The organism is Caballeronia sp. KNU42 (assembly GCF_053760385.1).
Window position 1 is genome coordinate 703,596 of sequence record NZ_CM132389.1, and the last position, 16,145, is coordinate 719,740.

16 protein-coding genes are annotated in these 16,145 nt (G+C 57.5%); 13 read left to right on the top strand and 3 right to left on the bottom strand.

The genetic code is table 11. The annotated features are described in order from the left end of the window. The first annotated feature begins 28 nt into the window (after positions 1–28). Complete coding sequence (gene speB / locus ACSOSP_RS22300; protein WP_455313090.1) at positions 29–1,003, top strand: agmatinase; 975 nt, start codon at positions 29–31, stop codon at positions 1,001–1,003. A gap of 51 nt (positions 1,004–1,054) precedes the next feature. Here the strand turns inward: speB and ACSOSP_RS22305 are convergent, their stop codons facing one another. Next, positions 1,055–1,531 carry a hypothetical protein gene (locus ACSOSP_RS22305; RefSeq protein ID WP_455313091.1) on the bottom strand — a complete coding sequence of 159 codons (477 nt, stop codon included), beginning with the start codon at positions 1,529–1,531 and terminating at the stop codon, positions 1,055–1,057. Positions 1,532–1,913: 382 nt separating this feature from the next. Here ACSOSP_RS22305 and ACSOSP_RS22310 point away from each other — a divergent pair, with 382 nt between their 5' ends. The 10 genes from ACSOSP_RS22310 (at position 1,914) to ACSOSP_RS22355 (ending at position 11,772) form a co-directional block, all read left to right on the top strand. Continuing rightward, positions 1,914–2,747 carry a substrate-binding periplasmic protein gene (locus ACSOSP_RS22310; RefSeq protein WP_455313092.1) on the top strand — a complete coding sequence of 278 codons (834 nt, stop codon included), beginning with the start codon at positions 1,914–1,916 and terminating at the stop codon, positions 2,745–2,747. A gap of 222 nt (positions 2,748–2,969) precedes the next feature. Continuing rightward, the gene (locus tag ACSOSP_RS22315; protein ID WP_455313093.1) at positions 2,970–3,803 is read left to right on the top strand and encodes an amino acid ABC transporter ATP-binding protein; all 834 of its coding nucleotides are present in this window, start codon (positions 2,970–2,972) and stop codon (positions 3,801–3,803) included. Continuing rightward, entirely contained in the window at positions 3,778–4,485 is a 708-nt protein-coding gene (locus tag ACSOSP_RS22320) for an amino acid ABC transporter permease (RefSeq protein ID WP_455313094.1), read from the top strand. The genes ACSOSP_RS22315 and ACSOSP_RS22320 overlap by 26 nt, the downstream gene beginning before the upstream one ends. Positions 4,486–4,495: 10 nt before the next feature. Then, positions 4,496–5,161, top strand: a complete 666-nt coding sequence (locus ACSOSP_RS22325; RefSeq protein ID WP_455313095.1) for an amino acid ABC transporter permease — start codon at positions 4,496–4,498, stop codon at positions 5,159–5,161. A 54-nt stretch (positions 5,162–5,215) separates the two neighbouring features. Continuing rightward, positions 5,216–6,094, top strand: a complete 879-nt coding sequence (locus ACSOSP_RS22330; protein WP_455313096.1) for a dihydrodipicolinate synthase family protein — start codon at positions 5,216–5,218, stop codon at positions 6,092–6,094. 55 nt (positions 6,095–6,149) lie between these two features. After that, positions 6,150–7,166: a 4-hydroxyproline epimerase gene (locus ACSOSP_RS22335; RefSeq protein ID WP_455313097.1), complete on the top strand. Its 1,017-nt coding sequence runs from the start codon at positions 6,150–6,152 to the stop codon at positions 7,164–7,166. After that, the gene (locus tag ACSOSP_RS22340; protein WP_455313098.1) at positions 7,163–8,455 is read left to right on the top strand and encodes an NAD(P)/FAD-dependent oxidoreductase; all 1,293 of its coding nucleotides are present in this window, start codon (positions 7,163–7,165) and stop codon (positions 8,453–8,455) included. Before ACSOSP_RS22335 ends, ACSOSP_RS22340 begins: the two co-directional genes overlap by 4 nt. 13 nt (positions 8,456–8,468) lie before the next feature. After that, entirely contained in the window at positions 8,469–9,950 is a 1,482-nt protein-coding gene (locus ACSOSP_RS22345; RefSeq protein WP_455313099.1) for an aldehyde dehydrogenase family protein, read from the top strand. A 12-nt stretch (positions 9,951–9,962) separates the two neighbouring features. After that, positions 9,963–10,994 carry a proline racemase family protein gene (locus ACSOSP_RS22350; protein WP_455313100.1) on the top strand — a complete coding sequence of 344 codons (1,032 nt, stop codon included), beginning with the start codon at positions 9,963–9,965 and terminating at the stop codon, positions 10,992–10,994. Between the two features lie 70 nt (positions 10,995–11,064). Next, positions 11,065–11,772, top strand: a complete 708-nt coding sequence (locus ACSOSP_RS22355) for a GntR family transcriptional regulator (protein WP_455313101.1) — start codon at positions 11,065–11,067, stop codon at positions 11,770–11,772. 181 nt (positions 11,773–11,953) lie between these two features. Here ACSOSP_RS22355 and ACSOSP_RS22360 read toward each other — a convergent pair whose 3' ends face one another. Both ACSOSP_RS22360 and ACSOSP_RS22365 read right to left on the bottom strand, forming a co-directional pair. Further along, positions 11,954–12,877 carry a LysR family transcriptional regulator gene (locus tag ACSOSP_RS22360; RefSeq protein ID WP_455313102.1) on the bottom strand — a complete coding sequence of 308 codons (924 nt, stop codon included), beginning with the start codon at positions 12,875–12,877 and terminating at the stop codon, positions 11,954–11,956. Positions 12,878–12,994: 117 nt separating this feature from the next. Next, a complete protein-coding gene (locus ACSOSP_RS22365) occupies positions 12,995–14,293 on the bottom strand; it encodes an aminotransferase class V-fold PLP-dependent enzyme (RefSeq protein WP_455313103.1) in 1,299 nt (432 codons plus the stop codon). Positions 14,294–14,574: 281 nt separating this feature from the next. Here ACSOSP_RS22365 and ACSOSP_RS22370 point away from each other — a divergent pair, with 281 nt between their 5' ends. Then, on the top strand, positions 14,575–15,402 hold the full coding sequence (locus tag ACSOSP_RS22370) for an ABC transporter substrate-binding protein (protein WP_455313104.1): 828 nt from the start codon (positions 14,575–14,577) through the stop codon (positions 15,400–15,402). Positions 15,403–15,445: 43 nt separating this feature from the next. After that, positions 15,446–16,144: an amino acid ABC transporter permease gene (locus ACSOSP_RS22375; RefSeq protein WP_455313105.1), complete on the top strand. Its 699-nt coding sequence runs from the start codon at positions 15,446–15,448 to the stop codon at positions 16,142–16,144. Position 16,145 lies beyond the last annotated feature (1 nt).

Sequence of the window (16,145 nt, forward strand, 5' to 3'; positions counted from 1 at the left end):
CTTCGCATTAGTCAGGATAACGAACGCCATGAAAAATCTGGAAGTGCTTCGCGGAGACGGAGCCATACGACGCGAATCTCTGTATGGAGCATCAAGAGAAAATACCTATGCCGGCGTGACTTCGTTCATGCGCCGAATTTACACCAGGGATCTGACCGGCGTGGATCTGGCCATCACGGGCGTACCGCTTGATATCGCTACGACGAACCGGCCGGGAGCGCGCCTCGGCCCGCGCGCCATACGTGCGGCCAGCAGTCAACTCGGCGTATTGCTGCCCTATCCCTGGGGTCTCAATCCCTTCGACGACTATGCGGTTATCGACTACGGCGACTGCTGGCTCGACGTCCACAATCCGTCGACCATCAAGCAGACGATTATCGAGCACGCCCGCGCGATTCTTGATTCAGGCGCGCGCATGCTGACGCTGGGCGGTGACCACTATGTAAGCTACCCGCTGCTTGTGGCGCACGCCGAGAAATACGGACGGCCACTTTCGCTGATTCACTTCGACGCGCATTGCGACACCTGGCCTGACGATCAGCCCGATAGCCTGAATCACGGTTCGATGTTTTACAAAGCGGTCAAGGAGGGATTGATCGATCCTGCTCATTCGGTGCAAATTGGCATTCGGACCTGGAACGACGATTTCATGGGGATCAACATACTCGATGCGCCATGGGTTCACGAGAACGGTGCCAAGGCCACCGTCGAGCGCATCCTGGCGATTGTGGGCAACCGCCCGACCTACCTGACGTTCGACGTCGATGGTCTGGACCCGGCGTATGCGCCCGGTACGGGGACGCCAGTGCCGGGAGGGCTCACGACCGCCCAAGCTCTCGCAATGATCCGGGGACTTACCGAAGTCGACATGGTCGGTGCGGATGTAGTGGAGGTCGCTCCCGCCTATGACCACGCCGACATCACTGCATTAGCCGCCGCCCATATTGCAAGCGATCTCGTTTGCCTGTTCAGACATGGCGCCAGACGCAATTCTTTGCGGTAGGAGACTTTTCATCTACCCTTCCGCTATCACTTGCATGAGTTCCGCACTGCGTTACGCGGACGCGTCAGCAACAATAGCAGCAGTCGGTTTGGTTTTTAACAAGCCTTCCACCATTCGCGTTTCGGCCTTGGCGATGCTATCCAGGGATGCAACAGACAACTGGCGGCCGAAAATCTCGAACGCTACGCATAACCATGCGTACTCGACATCGCCCATGAGCCAGACACCCTCTTCCTTCCTGGTAGCGTCGATATGCACCATCGCCGCAAGGGCCTCACGTATGTCCGCAATTTCGTCTGACTGATAGCCGATGAGGCACAGCTCCTCAGCAACAAGCAACTGTCGCCCCAGGGTCGTGAATAGTTCGCGCGAACCGTGGCCCCGTCGAAATGCATCCAGGCCCACATAGCACTGCAGGAGCATGGCCTCGGTGACGGGTTCATGTGCAGCATGACTATATGTCAATGCCCGCAGCAGCGGCGACATCGCCGCATGGGTATGTTTGCGCGTTCTCGATTTGTTAAGCATGTCTGATTCAACTCCCCTCAGTAACTCCCGGTATCGCCATCGATGCGGGTGGTTAAACAAGCGCCCTTAGACACTTGTTTGCGTAGCTATAGTGGCAACCAAAAATTAAAACGGGCTTAAACGGAATCGTCAGCGCAATCAAGACTTGCCCGTGACAAAAGTACGGAAAACGACGCATAACCCGGCGACCACGAAGCGCTTCCCCGTTGCCGGCCTCACCAACCCCACATGACGACGTTTGTCCGATGCCGGGCAATTACCTGGTTGACATCCCAAATTTTGATCTCCTACACTGCATACATCATTGCACACATCAAAGCACGCAGCATTGTTTTAGATAAGAGTCGTCATCTCCGGAATTACCCTAATTTGAGAGGTCAGAATGGTCCGCCTGTCTCGTTTCACCCGCCAAGCCCTTCTGTGGCTGGTAGCCGCTGCTTCACTGTCTGTCACCGTGCAATCACGCGCAGATGACGCAAATGCCTGGCAAAGCGTCAAGAAAGCAGGGGTATTGCGCTGCGGCGCCGCGGTGGCACCGCCGTATGTGATGAGAGACCCGAAAACCGGTGCGTATAGCGGCTTCTTCTCGGACCTTTGCCGCGATTTTGGGGAAAACGTGCTGAAGGTGAAGGTCGAGTTCGTCGACACGACATGGGACAACATCGTTGCCGGACTGCAGTCGGAGAAGTGGGACCTGTCGATGGCGCTGAACGACACGCCTGAGCGTGAAAAAGCAGTTGCGTTCTCGTCAGGGGCGACGGATTACAACGTTTCCTTTGTCTACAACAAGAACAACCCGAAGATTCCACAGGCCGTGCGCGCCATTGCCGACATCGACAAACCGGGTGTGACCATCGCGGTGATGTCCGGCACCTCGCAGGACAAGGCGATTTCAGTGGTGCTCAAACAGGCCCAAATCATGCGTTTGCCGGGCAACGACGAAACGCGCCTTGCGCTGATTTCCAAACGCGCCGACCTGCTGGCGGATGCAAACATCACGAACATGCTTCTGACCGAAGCGCACCCCGAGTGGGCGGTCGGCTTCAACCCGACGCCACCGCTCGCGCAGCAGGAAGTCGCGTTCGGCCTACGCAAAGACACGCCCACAGCGGATGTCGACGTCCTCAACAAATACCTCGGCCAGCAGGTCAAATCAGGCTCGGTTAATCGCCTCATCAAGACCTCCGTTCAGGCGATGCTGGTTACCAACAAATAACAACCGGTGCGGCGCTCCTGACGGTTTTATGAAACGGCAAGGTCTTCTCGAGTCCGGAAAATCTGCATGAGAACGAGCGGCTCAAGTACCAGCCGCTCTCGACGAAGAGCCGCGCACGACCGTTCAGCAGACCTTCTCAGGTAAGCCACTGAGAGCCGTCTGGTTTCGATTGTCGATTCGTATATCAAGCGCCTGATACGCGCCCCGTGGGAGAGATTGCGCATGTTGTCACCTCAAATCGCGGCGGTTCAGCCGGACATCAAATCGACTGCCTGTGGGACGTCGCCAATTGCCGCAGGTGACTTCGTGCAGCTCCGTGATGTGTACAAGTCATATGGCGAAAACCTGGTTGTCATGGACCAGATGAGCCTGAACATGCGAGCCGACGACCGGCTGGTCATCATCGGCCCAAGCGGCAGCGGCAAGAGCTCGCTACTGCGTGTGATGATGGGACTGGAAGGAATCCAGGACGGAGAGATAGGGTTTCAGGGCAAGCCCTATATCCACGGCGCCAACTCCGCTCGCGGAAAACGAATTGACCCGGCGTTGCAGAAACAGATCGGGATGGTCTTTCAGCATTACACCCTGTTCCCCCATCTGTCTGTGCTTGGCAATCTCATCCTTGCTCCTGTCAAGGTCGGTGGTGTCTCCAAAGGAGAAGCTACAGAGCGCGCAAGAACGTATCTGGCGCGCCTTGGACTCGAGAGCAAGCTGCACGCGTACCCGAGTCAATTGTCAGGCGGTCAGAAGCAACGCGTAGCGATCGCTCGCGCCCTGATGCTTGATCCGAAACTCATGCTGTTCGATGAAGTCACGTCAGCCCTCGACCCTGAAATGGTCATTGAAGTCCAGAACGTAATGCTGCAACTGGCCGAACAGAAGATGGCGATGATCATCGTCACCCATGACATGCATTTCGCGCGTGATATCGCGACACGCGTGGTCTTCTGTGCGAGCGGAAAAATCGTGGAAGAAGGCGTACCGGCTGAGATGTTCAAGCGGCCCAAGGAAGCTCGCACCCGCGAGTTCCTTGAAAAAGTTCTACATCTCGATTGAGGCCGAAGCCATGAACTACCACTTCGACTTCAGCTTTCTTGCCGGTAGTGCTGGTGCTCTGCTCGGTGGTCTGAAGGTGACCATCGAGCTCGCTGTCGCGGCGAACATAATGGGCCTCATCCTCGGTTTCCTTCTATGCCTTCTGGTCATGAGCCGCTGGGCAATCATACGGTGGCCAGCGCAACTCTTCGTCGAATTTTTCCGCTGCACGCCGGCGCTTTTGCAGATCATCTGGTTCTTCTACTGCATCCCGATGATGCTCAATGTCTTTATCGATCCTATTACGATGGGTGTGCTTGCGCTCGGATTGAACCTGACTGCGTTCAACGCCGAAGCGTACCGGGCCGGTGTCCAGGCGGTGCCGAAGGAGCACCTCGACGCATCGGTCGCGCTTGGGCTTCGGCCTTGGCAACGAACTGCATACGTTGTTCTTCCGCAGGCGTTGCGCAGTTCGATGCCCGTGCTGATGACCAACGGAATTGGCAGCCTGCAGCAAAGTGCTCTGGTCGCTATTGTTGCGGTAGCGGACCTGATGTATGTGGGCAAGAGCCTGGCCACCGAAGCTTACCGGCCGCTCGAGACTTACTCTGTCATTGCGCTTATCTATTTCGCGCTCTCACTGCCGATTGCGAAACTGGTGAATTTTGTTGAGCGTCGTCAGGACGCTGCGGTGCAACGCTGAGGAAAAGGCCATGAATCTCGATTTCTCGGTAGTACTACCTTACTGGCTGGTCCTCGCAAAGGGTCTCGGATTGACGCTCGCATTTACGACCAGTTGCGCCCTCATTGGAAGCCTCGCGGGATTTTCCCTGAGCTTGCTGCGAATGTCCCCTTCGCGCTGGTTGAAAGCGCTGACGACCTTCTATGTGGAGTTCTTTCGCGGCACGCCTTTGCTCATTCAACTGTTCTGGGTGTTCTTCTGCTTCCCGGTGGTATTCAGGTTGCCGATACCGCCGTACCTCTCAGTGCTGATCTCGCTGACGCTGTATATGGCGGCTATTACCAGCGAGACTTTTCGTGGCGCGCTGAAGTCGATATCGGCCGAGCAGCACGACGCCTGCATCGCGCTAAGTCTTTCGCCGCAGGCAAAAATTCTCTATGTCATTTTCCCGCAAGCGCTGCTGCGTGCCATTCCGCCTTTGCTGTCGAATATTGTGAGCCTGTTCAAGGAAAGCGCGCTCATTTCGTCGGTCGGTGTCGCGGACCTGATGTTTGTCGGGCAAAACATTTCAAACAGCACTGCGCGGCCTGTGGAATTCCTTACGACCGTTGCAATCATCTACTTTCTTGTCGCTTTCCCGCTGACCCGTCTGGTCGGTGTGGTTGAGTCGCGGATGCTCAGGCGCTATGCCTATTAATGTCGATCACTGTCGATTAACCCAACTAGTTCATCGTAACGCTGGAGAAAATTCATGCAATTAAAAGGTATCTTGCCCGCTCTTGTTACTCCGTTCAATGCATCGGGCGCAGTGGACCACGACACGCTCGCGTCCATTCTCGACTATCAGCTGAAAGCAGGCGTCAGCGGCTTCGTTCCCCTCGGCTCTACGGGCGAGTACTACGCGCTGACAAACGAGGAACGTCGCGCGGTGCTGAAGACCGTACGTGAGGTCGTCGGCACTCGCGGTCTCCTTATTGCCGGAGCGAATGGTTCGTGCACCCGTGAGGTGATCGAGCAAGTACAGCAGACCCGCGATGCGGGTTACACCACCGTACTGATTGCCCCGCCGTACTATGCGCTGCCGTCGCAAGAAGAACTCATTGGCCACTACGAAGCGATCCTGGCCGCAGTACCGGACGTTGAAGTGATTCTCTACAACTATCCGGTCCGGACAAACGTGGAAGTCGGCTACGGTGTGCTCGACGCGTTCAAGGACAATTCACGCGTCATCGGCATCAAGGAAAGCAGCGGCAACCTGCTGCGTGCAATTGAAATCGGTGGCAAGTACAAGGACCACTATCAATTGTCATGCGGCTCCGATGATCAGGCGCTCGACTTCTTCCTTTGGGGCGCAAGCAGCTGGATTTGCGGACCGGCGAACTGCTTCGCCACGCAGGTCGTCGACTTCTATAACAGGTTTTCGGCGGGTGACCTCAAAGGTGCGCAAGACGTCATGCGCTTGCTTTTCCCGGTCATGGCCAGCATGGAATCCGGCAAGTTCATCCAGAAGGTGAAGTACGGCTGCGAACTCGCGGGCTTCAAAGCCGGCAACGCGCGTATGCCGTTGCAACCACTCACGGACGCGGAAAAGGCTGAATTCCGTGCGGTCTTCGAAGCCTCACAAGCCTGACGTGTTTAGCGCCGGCGCCTTTGCGTGCCGGCGCGACCGCAATGAGACAACATAGATGACGAGACACAGCTTCAAGTGCATTGAAGGCCATACCGAGGGTATGCCGGTACGTATGGTGATTGACGGCGCGCCTGCCCTCGCCGGCGCAACAATGAACGAGCGCAGAAGGTATTTTATCGAGCACTACGACTGGATACGCCGCTCGCTGATGCTCGAACCCCGTGGCCACTCACACATGTCAGGAACAATCCTGTATCCGCCGCTGAGCGCGAACGCAGACTTCAGCCTCCTGTTCATCGAGACATCAGGCTGCCTCCCGATGTGTGGACATGCGTCGATCGGCTCGATCTCGTTTGCGCTGGAAACCGGTCTTGTCGTTCCAAAGCAATCGGGAACAGTAGTCGTCGATGTCCCGGCGGGGCAGCTTACCGCCCGCTATGAATCGAGCGGCAACCGGATCACCTCTGTCCGGTTCACGAACGTCCCCAGTTTTTTGCTGCACCGTGACGTCGAAATCGTCCTGCCGCAACTCGGTCGGCTGTCAGTCGACATCGCATACGGCGGTAACTTCTACCCGATCGTGGAGGTTCAGCCTAACTACCCTGGGTGCGAACACTTTGCGCCTGAACAGCTATTGGAGTGGGGTCGCGCAATGCAATCCCTGGTCAACGACGCAGTCCACGTCGTTCACCCGGACAATCCGGACATACGTAGCGTCAAACATTGCATGTGGACTGGGCGTCCGTTAAGCGAAGACGCCGACGCGCGCGCAGTCGTGATTGCGGGCGACAGCCTCATTGACCGTTCACCCTGCGGCACGGGAAGCTCCGCGCGCGTCGCGCAACGCTTCGCGCGAGGCTTGTTGAAAAAGGGGCAGGTGTTCCGGCATCAGAGTCTTATCGGCAGCCGGTTTATTGGCCGTGTCGAATCAACGACTACACTGGCAAGTGGCATCGACGCCGTGCTTCCCAGCATCGAGGGGCGCGCATGGATCACCGGACGCGCGGACCACTACGTCGATGAATCGCAACCCTATGCGCACGGCTTTACTCTGCAGGAGTTCGTCAATTGAACGCCGTTCCTCGAGAACATATCCCCGCAGCGCATGCTCCCTTTTCCCAGGAGCATGTCGTTGTGATCGGCGGGGGAATCGTAGGCGTGTGCTGTGCGCTCTACCTCCAACGCGACGGATACGTGGTCACGCTGGTCGACCCCGCCGCGCCGGGCGATAGCACCGCGAAATGGAGCTGCGGCCAGATGGCAGTCAGTGAAATCATTCCGCTGTCGAAGCCCGGCATTCTGATGAAAGTGCCCGGATGGCTCATGGACCAGAAAGGCCCGTTGGCGCTGCGGCCTGGCGCGCTGCCAGGAATTTTGCCGTGGTTTTTCCGGTTCGTCGCATCGGCGAGGCACTCAAAAATCGTCGATATCGCACAGTCAATGGCAACGCTCACGCGCGACGTGTACACAGACTATGCACCCTTGCTCGACGCCTGCGAAAACAAGGCGTTGATGGGCGAGCACCCAATCCTCGAAGTATTCGACAGCGCATCCGGTATCGAACACGAGCGTCCCTATCTCGAGCTTCGTGAATCCCTCGGGTTCAAGTCTCGACGCCTCACCGCAGCTGACATCGGCGACCTCGAACCCGCGTTGGCCGGTCGCTTCGCGAACGGCCTGCTGTTCCCGGACTGGCGCGCGGTCAGTGACACTGAAGGGTTTATTGCCGCACTTGACCGAAGCTTTATAGCCCAAGGTGGCCGTCGTGTTCGCGCAGAGGCCGCAAGCATCGATGAATCGTGCGGACGTGCAACGGGCGTGACGCTCGTCAATGGCGAGCGAGTTCCCGCCAGCCATGTCGTTGTGGCCGCCGGTAACGGGTCGCGCCGCTTCTTCCATGCACTCGGCGTCAGTATTCCGCTGGAAGGCATCGCCGGATATCAGGTGCTCCTGCACAACCCCGGTGTCGAAATCCGGCATTCTGTTATCTACTCGGACGGCGGGTTCTGCTTCACTCCGATGACGCGAGGCCTGCAGATTGGTGGGACGATTGAATTCGCTGGCCGGGGTGCCGAGCCGAACTTTCAACGCGCCGACATTATCCTCGAAAAGGCGAAGCGAATCCTGCCCGAGCTTCGCACCGGCAGTCTGGAGTACGGTGTGGGTTATCGACCCTTCCTGCCTGACACGAAGCCGGTGATCGATCGCTCGCGGCGCCTGCAGAACGTTCTCATGGCGTTCGGTCACGGACAACTTGGGCTCACGCTCGGCGCCACGACTGGACGCCTTATTGGCGAAATGGTTGCGAGCCGTCCGACGAAACAGAACCTGACACCATTCAGCGCTTACCGCTTTGCCTGATAGAGAGACCCTCATGAAATCGTACGACCAACTTTTCATCAACGGCCGTTGGGTGGCGCCTGTCAAAGGCGGAACCTTTGAAACCATCGACCCCAGCAACGAGTCAGTTCTTGCGAACGTCGCTGCCGCAACCGCTGAAGATATCGACCTGGCCGTCAATGCGGCAAGGCACGCATTCGATGACGGCCCGTGGCCGCGAATGAGCGGTGCGCAGCGCGGCGTTGTTCTGCGCAGGATCGCGACGGGAATTCGTGAGCGCCTGCCCGAACTCGCCGAGATCGAGGTGCGTGACAACGGTAAACCGCTGCCGGAAGCACTCTGGGACCTGGGCGACGTGGCCGGCTGCTTTGAGTTTTACGCGGGCCTTGCGGAACAGCTGGACGGCAATGCGGAGAGGCCGGTCGCGCTGCCGGATGAGCGTTTCAGCTCGGTGGCAAGAAAAGAGCCGGTGGGCGTCGCAGCTGCGATCATCCCGTGGAATTTCCCCATGCTGATGGCCGCCTGGAAGGTCGCGCCCGCGTTAGCTGCCGGATGTACCATGGTCCTTAAACCCTCCGAGTTCACACCGCTGACCGCTCTCGAGCTTGCGGATATCGCCCTTGAAGCCGGCCTGCCAGCCGGCGTGCTGAATGTGGTGACCGGCTCGGGCAAGGATGCCGGCGCGCCGCTGAGCGAGCACCCGGATATCGACAAGCTCGCATTCACGGGCAGTGTTCCAACCGGCAGCCGGATCATGCAGGCAGCGGCGCGTGACATCAAGAATGTCAGCCTTGAGTTAGGCGGCAAGTCGCCCTTCATCGTGTTCGACGATAGCGATATCGAAGCGGCGGTTGAATGGATCATGTTCGGCATCTTCTGGAACCAGGGGGAAGTCTGTTCCGCCACATCGCGGGTTCTCGTGCAACGAGACCTCTACGAACGGCTAGTTGAGCGACTGGAGCAGGAGACGCGCAAGATCACGATAGGAAATGGTCTTGAGCAGGGCGTGCTGCTCGGTCCTCTTGTCAGCCGTAGCCAGTACGACAAGGTCCTCGCGGCGGTTGTACGCGGCAAGGAAGACGGGGCGCGCCTGGTCACGGGCGGAAACCGCCCGGCAAATCTGGACAAAGGTTATTTCATGGAACCCGTCGTGTTCGCTGACGTACCCGAAGATAGCTGGATCTGGCGGGAGGAAATTTTCGGTCCTGTCGTCTGCATCCGTCCCTTCGACGACGAGGCTGAAGCCGTGCGCTCGGCAAACGACTCGCGCTTCGGTCTTGCGGCCGCCGTCATGTCACGTGACATTGAACGCTGCGAGCGGGTAGCGCGTGCATTGCGAGCCGGGATTGTGTGGATCAACTGCTCGCAGCCGACCTTCACGGAGGCGCCGTGGGGAGGCTACAAGCAGAGCGGCATTGGACGCGAGCTCGGCGAGTGGGGCCTCAATAATTACCTCGAGACCAAGCAGATTACGCGCTACAACAGCGACAAGCCGTGGGGCTGGTACATCAAATAAGGCAGGACAATCATGCGCTGGAAGAAGACGCTGCAGCTCGTCGATGTGCATTGCGAAGGTGAAATCGGCAAGGTCATTACCGGTGGAATCATTGATATCCCCGGCAAGACCATGCTCGACAAGATGAACTACATAAACGAAGTTGACGACAGCCTTCGACGGCTGGTCGTCCTTGAGCCGCGCGGTTGCCTGCAAATGTCAGTCAACCTGCTCTTGCCTCCAACATGCCCCGAAGCCCACGCAGGTTTTATCGTGTTGCAAGCGGACAAGGCACACCCGATGTCCGGCAGTAACGCCATCTGCGTGGTCACTGCGCTTCTCGAACTCGGAATGGTACCCATGCAGGAGCCGGAGACCACGGTCGTGCTGGACACCCCCGCAGGACTCGTTACGGCCCGTGCCGCCTGCGAGGACGGGCGATGCCTCGGCGTCTCGCTGGATATGGTGCCTGCGTTTGTCGAGCGCCTCGACTTCGAAGTCGAAACAACCGAGTTCGGGACAATCAGGGCAGACATCGCTTTCGGAGGCGTGTACTACGCGCTTGTGGACGTAAGCCAGATTGGGCTCGACATTGCGCCGGAAAATGCCCGGCAACTGGCCGAGTCCGGCGTCAAGCTCAAGGATGCAATCAATCGGCAAATTCAGGTTCAGCATCCACTGTATGAACAGATCAATGACGTGGCGTACGTCATGTTCCGCAATCGCGTGAGCGATGAGCTCTACCAGACCTGCACCACCTTGCCTCCCGGTCGCGTTGACCGGTCTCCGTGCGGCACGGGTAGTTCGGCGAATCTTGCAACCCTGGCCGCACGAGGCCGGGTCAGCACGGGCAGTCGCCTTACCTCGCGTTCCATCATTAACGGGGAGTTCAAGGTCGAGTTGTTAGGGTGGACCGACGTTGCCGGCAAGGCCGCGGTCCTCCCGCGTATCCAGGGTCGCGCGTGGATTTACGGAATCCAGCAACTCGGAGTCGACCCGGACGATCCGCTGGCCGCCGGCTTCATGCTGAGCGATACGTGGGGCTCGGGCTTCCCGAGCGCTTGATGAAAGGTGCGCAATGGTAAACTTGAATGCACGTCCGTCTTTCCGGGCCCACGACGAAGGCGGTGAATCGATGAGCAAAAATGCGGCTGAGACGGAAGCAGGTGGTCGCCGGCATGGCGGGCGATATATTTACGAGGAACTGCGCAAGCAGATACTCACCCTCAAGCTCAAGCCGGGCGTCCAACTGGACGAGGTCTCATTGGCAGCACAGTTCGGACTGTCGCGTTCGCCAGTCCGGGATGCGCTCGCGCGACTCATCAGTGAAGGACTGGTCACCATTCTGCCCAACCGGACCACGCTCGTCACGCCGTTCGAAATCGAGGAGTTTCCAAAATATATCTCGGCCCTCGACCTCATTCAGCGGGCAGTCACCCGACTGGCCGCCACGCAGCACACTGCGTCGGATTTGGCCCGCATCCGCCACGCGGACGATGTCTACATGGAGGCCATCGCCAGTGGCGACTTCCAGGCGATGTCCGAGACGAACAAGGCGTTGCACATGGCAATCGCGCATGCAGCGAACAACCCGTATTTCCTCGGGTATTACGAGCGGCTTCTCGGGGAAGGGCAACGCCTGCTTCACCTGCATTTCGACTTCACGGTGAGCTCGCCTACCGCAACGAAGCTTGGGCGCGACCACGACGAGTTGATCGACGCAATTGCGAGGCGAGACGCTAACGCAGCCGAGAAAGCTGCCCATGAGCACACCATGCTTTTCCAGAAGCGATTCCTCGACTACATGAAGCAAAACCTGACGGAGTCGATGGCGATTCTGTAGCAGCACCCGCGTCGCGGAATCAATAGGTCTGTGGTTGAATCAGGTCGAACACTTCTTTGGACTGGTCACCAATAAAGCGATCCGTCGGGGCTGGTTCGATTCGATCAGCCTGCCGGTCCGACGCATCGATGAGTGCCTTCCGCCCTACAACGAAAGCGGTAAACCGTTGATGCACCCAGGCTCATTTCTCCGGCGATAACGCCCGCGGATCCAGCAGATTCGCATTGAAATCGCAGCACTTCTGCGCCAGTTGCGCGACCTGATTGCTAAGCGAATAAGCGTGCTCTGCTCGGTGGAGCGCCACGTAATGGACCGGCGGAAGAGCGGGCTTCGTTTTGATAATCTTCAGGATACCCGCCGTGACCATATAGTTAAGACAGGTCTTCGGAAGGTAGCTCACGCCCATTCCCGAGACTGTCAGCCCGATCTGAGCGACCAGGTTGTTTGCCACCAGGATTTTCGCCGTGCTCACCCCGTTCTCGGACAAGAACTGCGAGTAAGTCAGGCCAGTCCCTGAGAGATTGCCCTGCAGAAGCAAGGGAAGCTGGGCAATGTCCGCGATGGGGATTGTCGCTTTGCCGGAATGAAGCGAGGGAGAACACATCCAGGCATTTTCCACGGTGCCGATCGGGAGGCTGGTAAAACGCTCGCTTGCTGTACCCTGCGGAACAACGATCAGGTCCACGGTATCGTTAGCGAGCCGGTCCCTCAGCGTGGCGCTCAGCTCGACCTCAGCTTCAACAAGGACCTTTGGATAGGTTTCTTTAATAACAGATATCAGGCGCGGTAACCACGTAAGCGCCGTGAGTTCGGTGACCCCTATTCGGACCCGCCGAACGAGCACCTCCTTGGCGCTTACCCGCTCGACAATTTCGTCCCGCCGTTCCAGCAACTCCTTCGCATACTCGAACAGCTCATTGCCCTTTTCGGTAAGCCGGGCGCTACGCGACGTCCGGTCGAATACCAGGAAGTCGAATGTCGACTCCAGTTCATGGATCCGTTTCGATATCGCCGACTGGCTCGCGTTCAATTTGCCCGCAGCGGCCTCGAAGGATCCCAACTGGACAATCCAGTACAACGCTTCCATCTGTTTGAAAGTAAGCATGCCGGTCCGGGTACAAGTGCAGAAGAGATGTTATCGGCAACAATAACATCTCTTTTTAGACTCATTTCACCCTTCGCAAATTGCCGGCTGAAACGGATCTGCAAACCAGCCACGAAGTTACGCGCTGACGCGTTTGACAGCCGCCTTCTCGGCGATATCGGCAGTCACCTGGAGAAATGTATCTATGTCTTCGGGCGAATTGCAGTGCAGGGGCGAGATGCGGACCGCGCCCGTCAACCCGAACGATTCGAGCATCCGCTTCGAGTAGATGCTGGTTGAAACCCGCTCATAGACAATGACGCCCCGGTGCTCGTATTCCCTGACCGCATCGACCTCGGCAAGGTCTTCGAACGCAATAGCGAGAATCAGGTCGCGGCGGGTCAGGTCACCGTGGTCCAGTAATACCTTGACGCCCGGCAGGCCGCGAAGCCCGCGTACTTCTCTGCTTCCGTTGAGCATTCTTGAAAGAAGGGCACGCTCGTGCAATCCGATAGCCTTCATGCCCGCCGCATATTGCGTCCTGCGATCAGTCGAATCCACGCACTGAGCTCCGAGCCAACATACATAGTCCACGATCTCGGTCACGACGGCGAACTGCGCCGGCGCCGAACTGCCCAGGTCCCAGTAATCTTCCGGTTTTGCGGCAAGCTTCTGATGGGGCAACCTCGCCGCGCGGGCAGAGAGCCACGAGATACCGGACCCTCTGCATCCAAAAAATTTGTAGGGTGCAAAATTGATGCCGTCAACCGGTGTCTTTTTTACATCGATCAAGCCGTGCGGCGCGTGCTGCACGGCATCGACAACAATGTACAAATCCGGTTTGATCGCTCTTGCTTCCCGCACAATCCGCTCGAGGTCGATTTTTGCGCCCGTGATGTTCGAGGCATAAATAAGACTAAGCAGGCAAGTCTCGGAATCGATCAGACCAAGCACCTCCTCGACATCTATTCCGCCTGTAACACGATTGCTCTTTGCCACACGCAACTCTTTACCCAGTCCTCCCGCGTATAGGGCCATGGCGTCGTATGAGGACGGATGCTCCAAAACCGTCGTCACCATGTTGGTCCCGGGAACGGCTCCCGCAATCGCCTGGACCATCTGGAACATGGCGCCCGAGGCGGTCAACGAGGCATAGATGGTTCCATCTGTCGCGTTCAGGATCAGGCGGGCATCTTCGGCCCCCTTCTTTTGTATTGCCTGCAACGCACGGGCGACTTCATGGATGCGCTCCGGATTATCCGGAATCAAGTCGACTTCGGCGTATCGCTCGACTGCCCTCTTCAGGCGATACGAGCCGCCGGCGTTGTCAAAGTAGAGCCGTTTGCGCCCCGTGAAGTCCGAATCAACATAGTGAAACCTCTCCCTGACAACGCGCATCAGCGCGTCGCTGAAAAGTTGCCCGTCGGCGCTTTCCATCGTCTATCCCTTTATCGTCGTCATTCGCAAGACACTCTCGCGACATTTCGGGTCCACGATAAGTCTCGTAAAACTAGACGAAAAGCGATTTTTTTTGATGTTTTACCATCGCTTTATTTCCGGTCACTTGATGAATAAAAGCGATGCAACACTATCTAAAAATATCACTTTTTAACGGATTTTCTGCGTGGAAGAATGATTTCCAACAGGGTCGCACGGTACTAGGCAATAACCCTTAAACCCATACGCCGACTCAACTCTCGTCCTTTTGGAGAACTCTAGTGAACCGATACAAAACAAGCATCGCGGTAGCCGCGGTCGTCGCTCTGGTGACCGGCGCGAAGGTTGCGAACGCCGACCAGCTTGCCGACATAAAGGCACATGGCACACTTGTATGCGGGGTTCTCAGCAACGGCGCACCCTTTGGCTTTCAAGACCCCGATAGCCGCGAAATAGTCGGCTATGACGTCGACTTCTGCAAAGGCGTGGCAAAGGAGCTGGGCGTCAAGCCCGAACTGAAAGTCCTGTCACTGGACGCACGCATTCCCGAACTGACGCAAGGACGCGTCGATATTCTTGCCGCTGTTCTCGGATACAACGCGCAGCGTGCGCAACAGATTACTTTCTCGGACACCTATTTCGTCAGCAACCAGGTGATTGCCGCATCCACAGGAAGCGCTAACAAGACACTCAACGACCTGGCAGGCAAACGTATCAGCACAATCAAGGGCTCGAGCAACATACCCATGGTCCAACGCGCATTGCCTACCGCACAAATTGTCAGCTATGACGACGCGCCATCCGCGTTCATGGCCCTGGCCCAAAAGAAGGTCGATGGATACGTGCTGTCGGAGAGCCTCATGCACCGGTTCATCGACAAGCTCGGCGCTAACGCCAACACGATCACCATCCTGAACCCGCCGGTCGGCCGCGAATATTGGGGGCTCGGAATGAGGAAGGATGAACCCAAGCTAGCCGATGCAGTCAACAGCGCATTGGTGAAGATGCAGGCGTCCGGTGAGTCGCAGCAGATTTTCGACAAGTGGCTCGGAACCGGTTCGCCCTTCAAGATGAAGCGCGATTTCACCACTGCACCCATTCCCGGCTAATCAAATATGGATAGCCAGCGAGATCTGACAGAAGGAGCGATGCATGTCTGGACGCCTTGATTTCGACCCGATCTTTGCGGGACCCTTTGCACATCTGCTTGTGTCGGGGGCAATCAAGACCTTCGAGCTGACGGCAACGAGCTGGATCCTGGCGGTAGGACTCGGCGTGGTGCTCGCAGTGCTGCGCGCATCCGGCATTCCCGTAGCAACTAAAGCCGTTGCCGCATTCGTTGCTTACCACCAGAACGTTCCTATGCTCGTGCAGATTCTGCTTTGGTATTTTGGGGTCCCGACACTTCTTCCAGACGCCGCGCAGTCATGGATCAATGCACACGATGGAGAGTTGATTTTTGCGTCGATTGCAGTCGGCCTGTGCATGTCGGCGTATTTCTCTGAAGACCTCCGCAGCGGCCTAAGGTCGGTGCACCACGGTCAACAGGAAGCGGCACGATCCCTGGGTCTGAGCTTTTTCGGCACCATGCGTTATGTGACGCTTCCACAAGCCATTAGAAATGCGCTGCCGACATTTATCAATCACACCGTTCTGCTGTTCAAGAACACGAGCCTGGCGATGACCATTGGCGCCGCGGAAATGACGTACGTCGTTCGTGAGATCGAGAACGAAACGTTCAGGACGTTCGAAGCTTACGCCGTTGCGACATTGTTCTATCTCGCCGTTTCCCTGGGTCTGATGGGACTGGGCGCCCTGGTTGAAAAACGTATTCAGAACCAGGCGAGGTAAC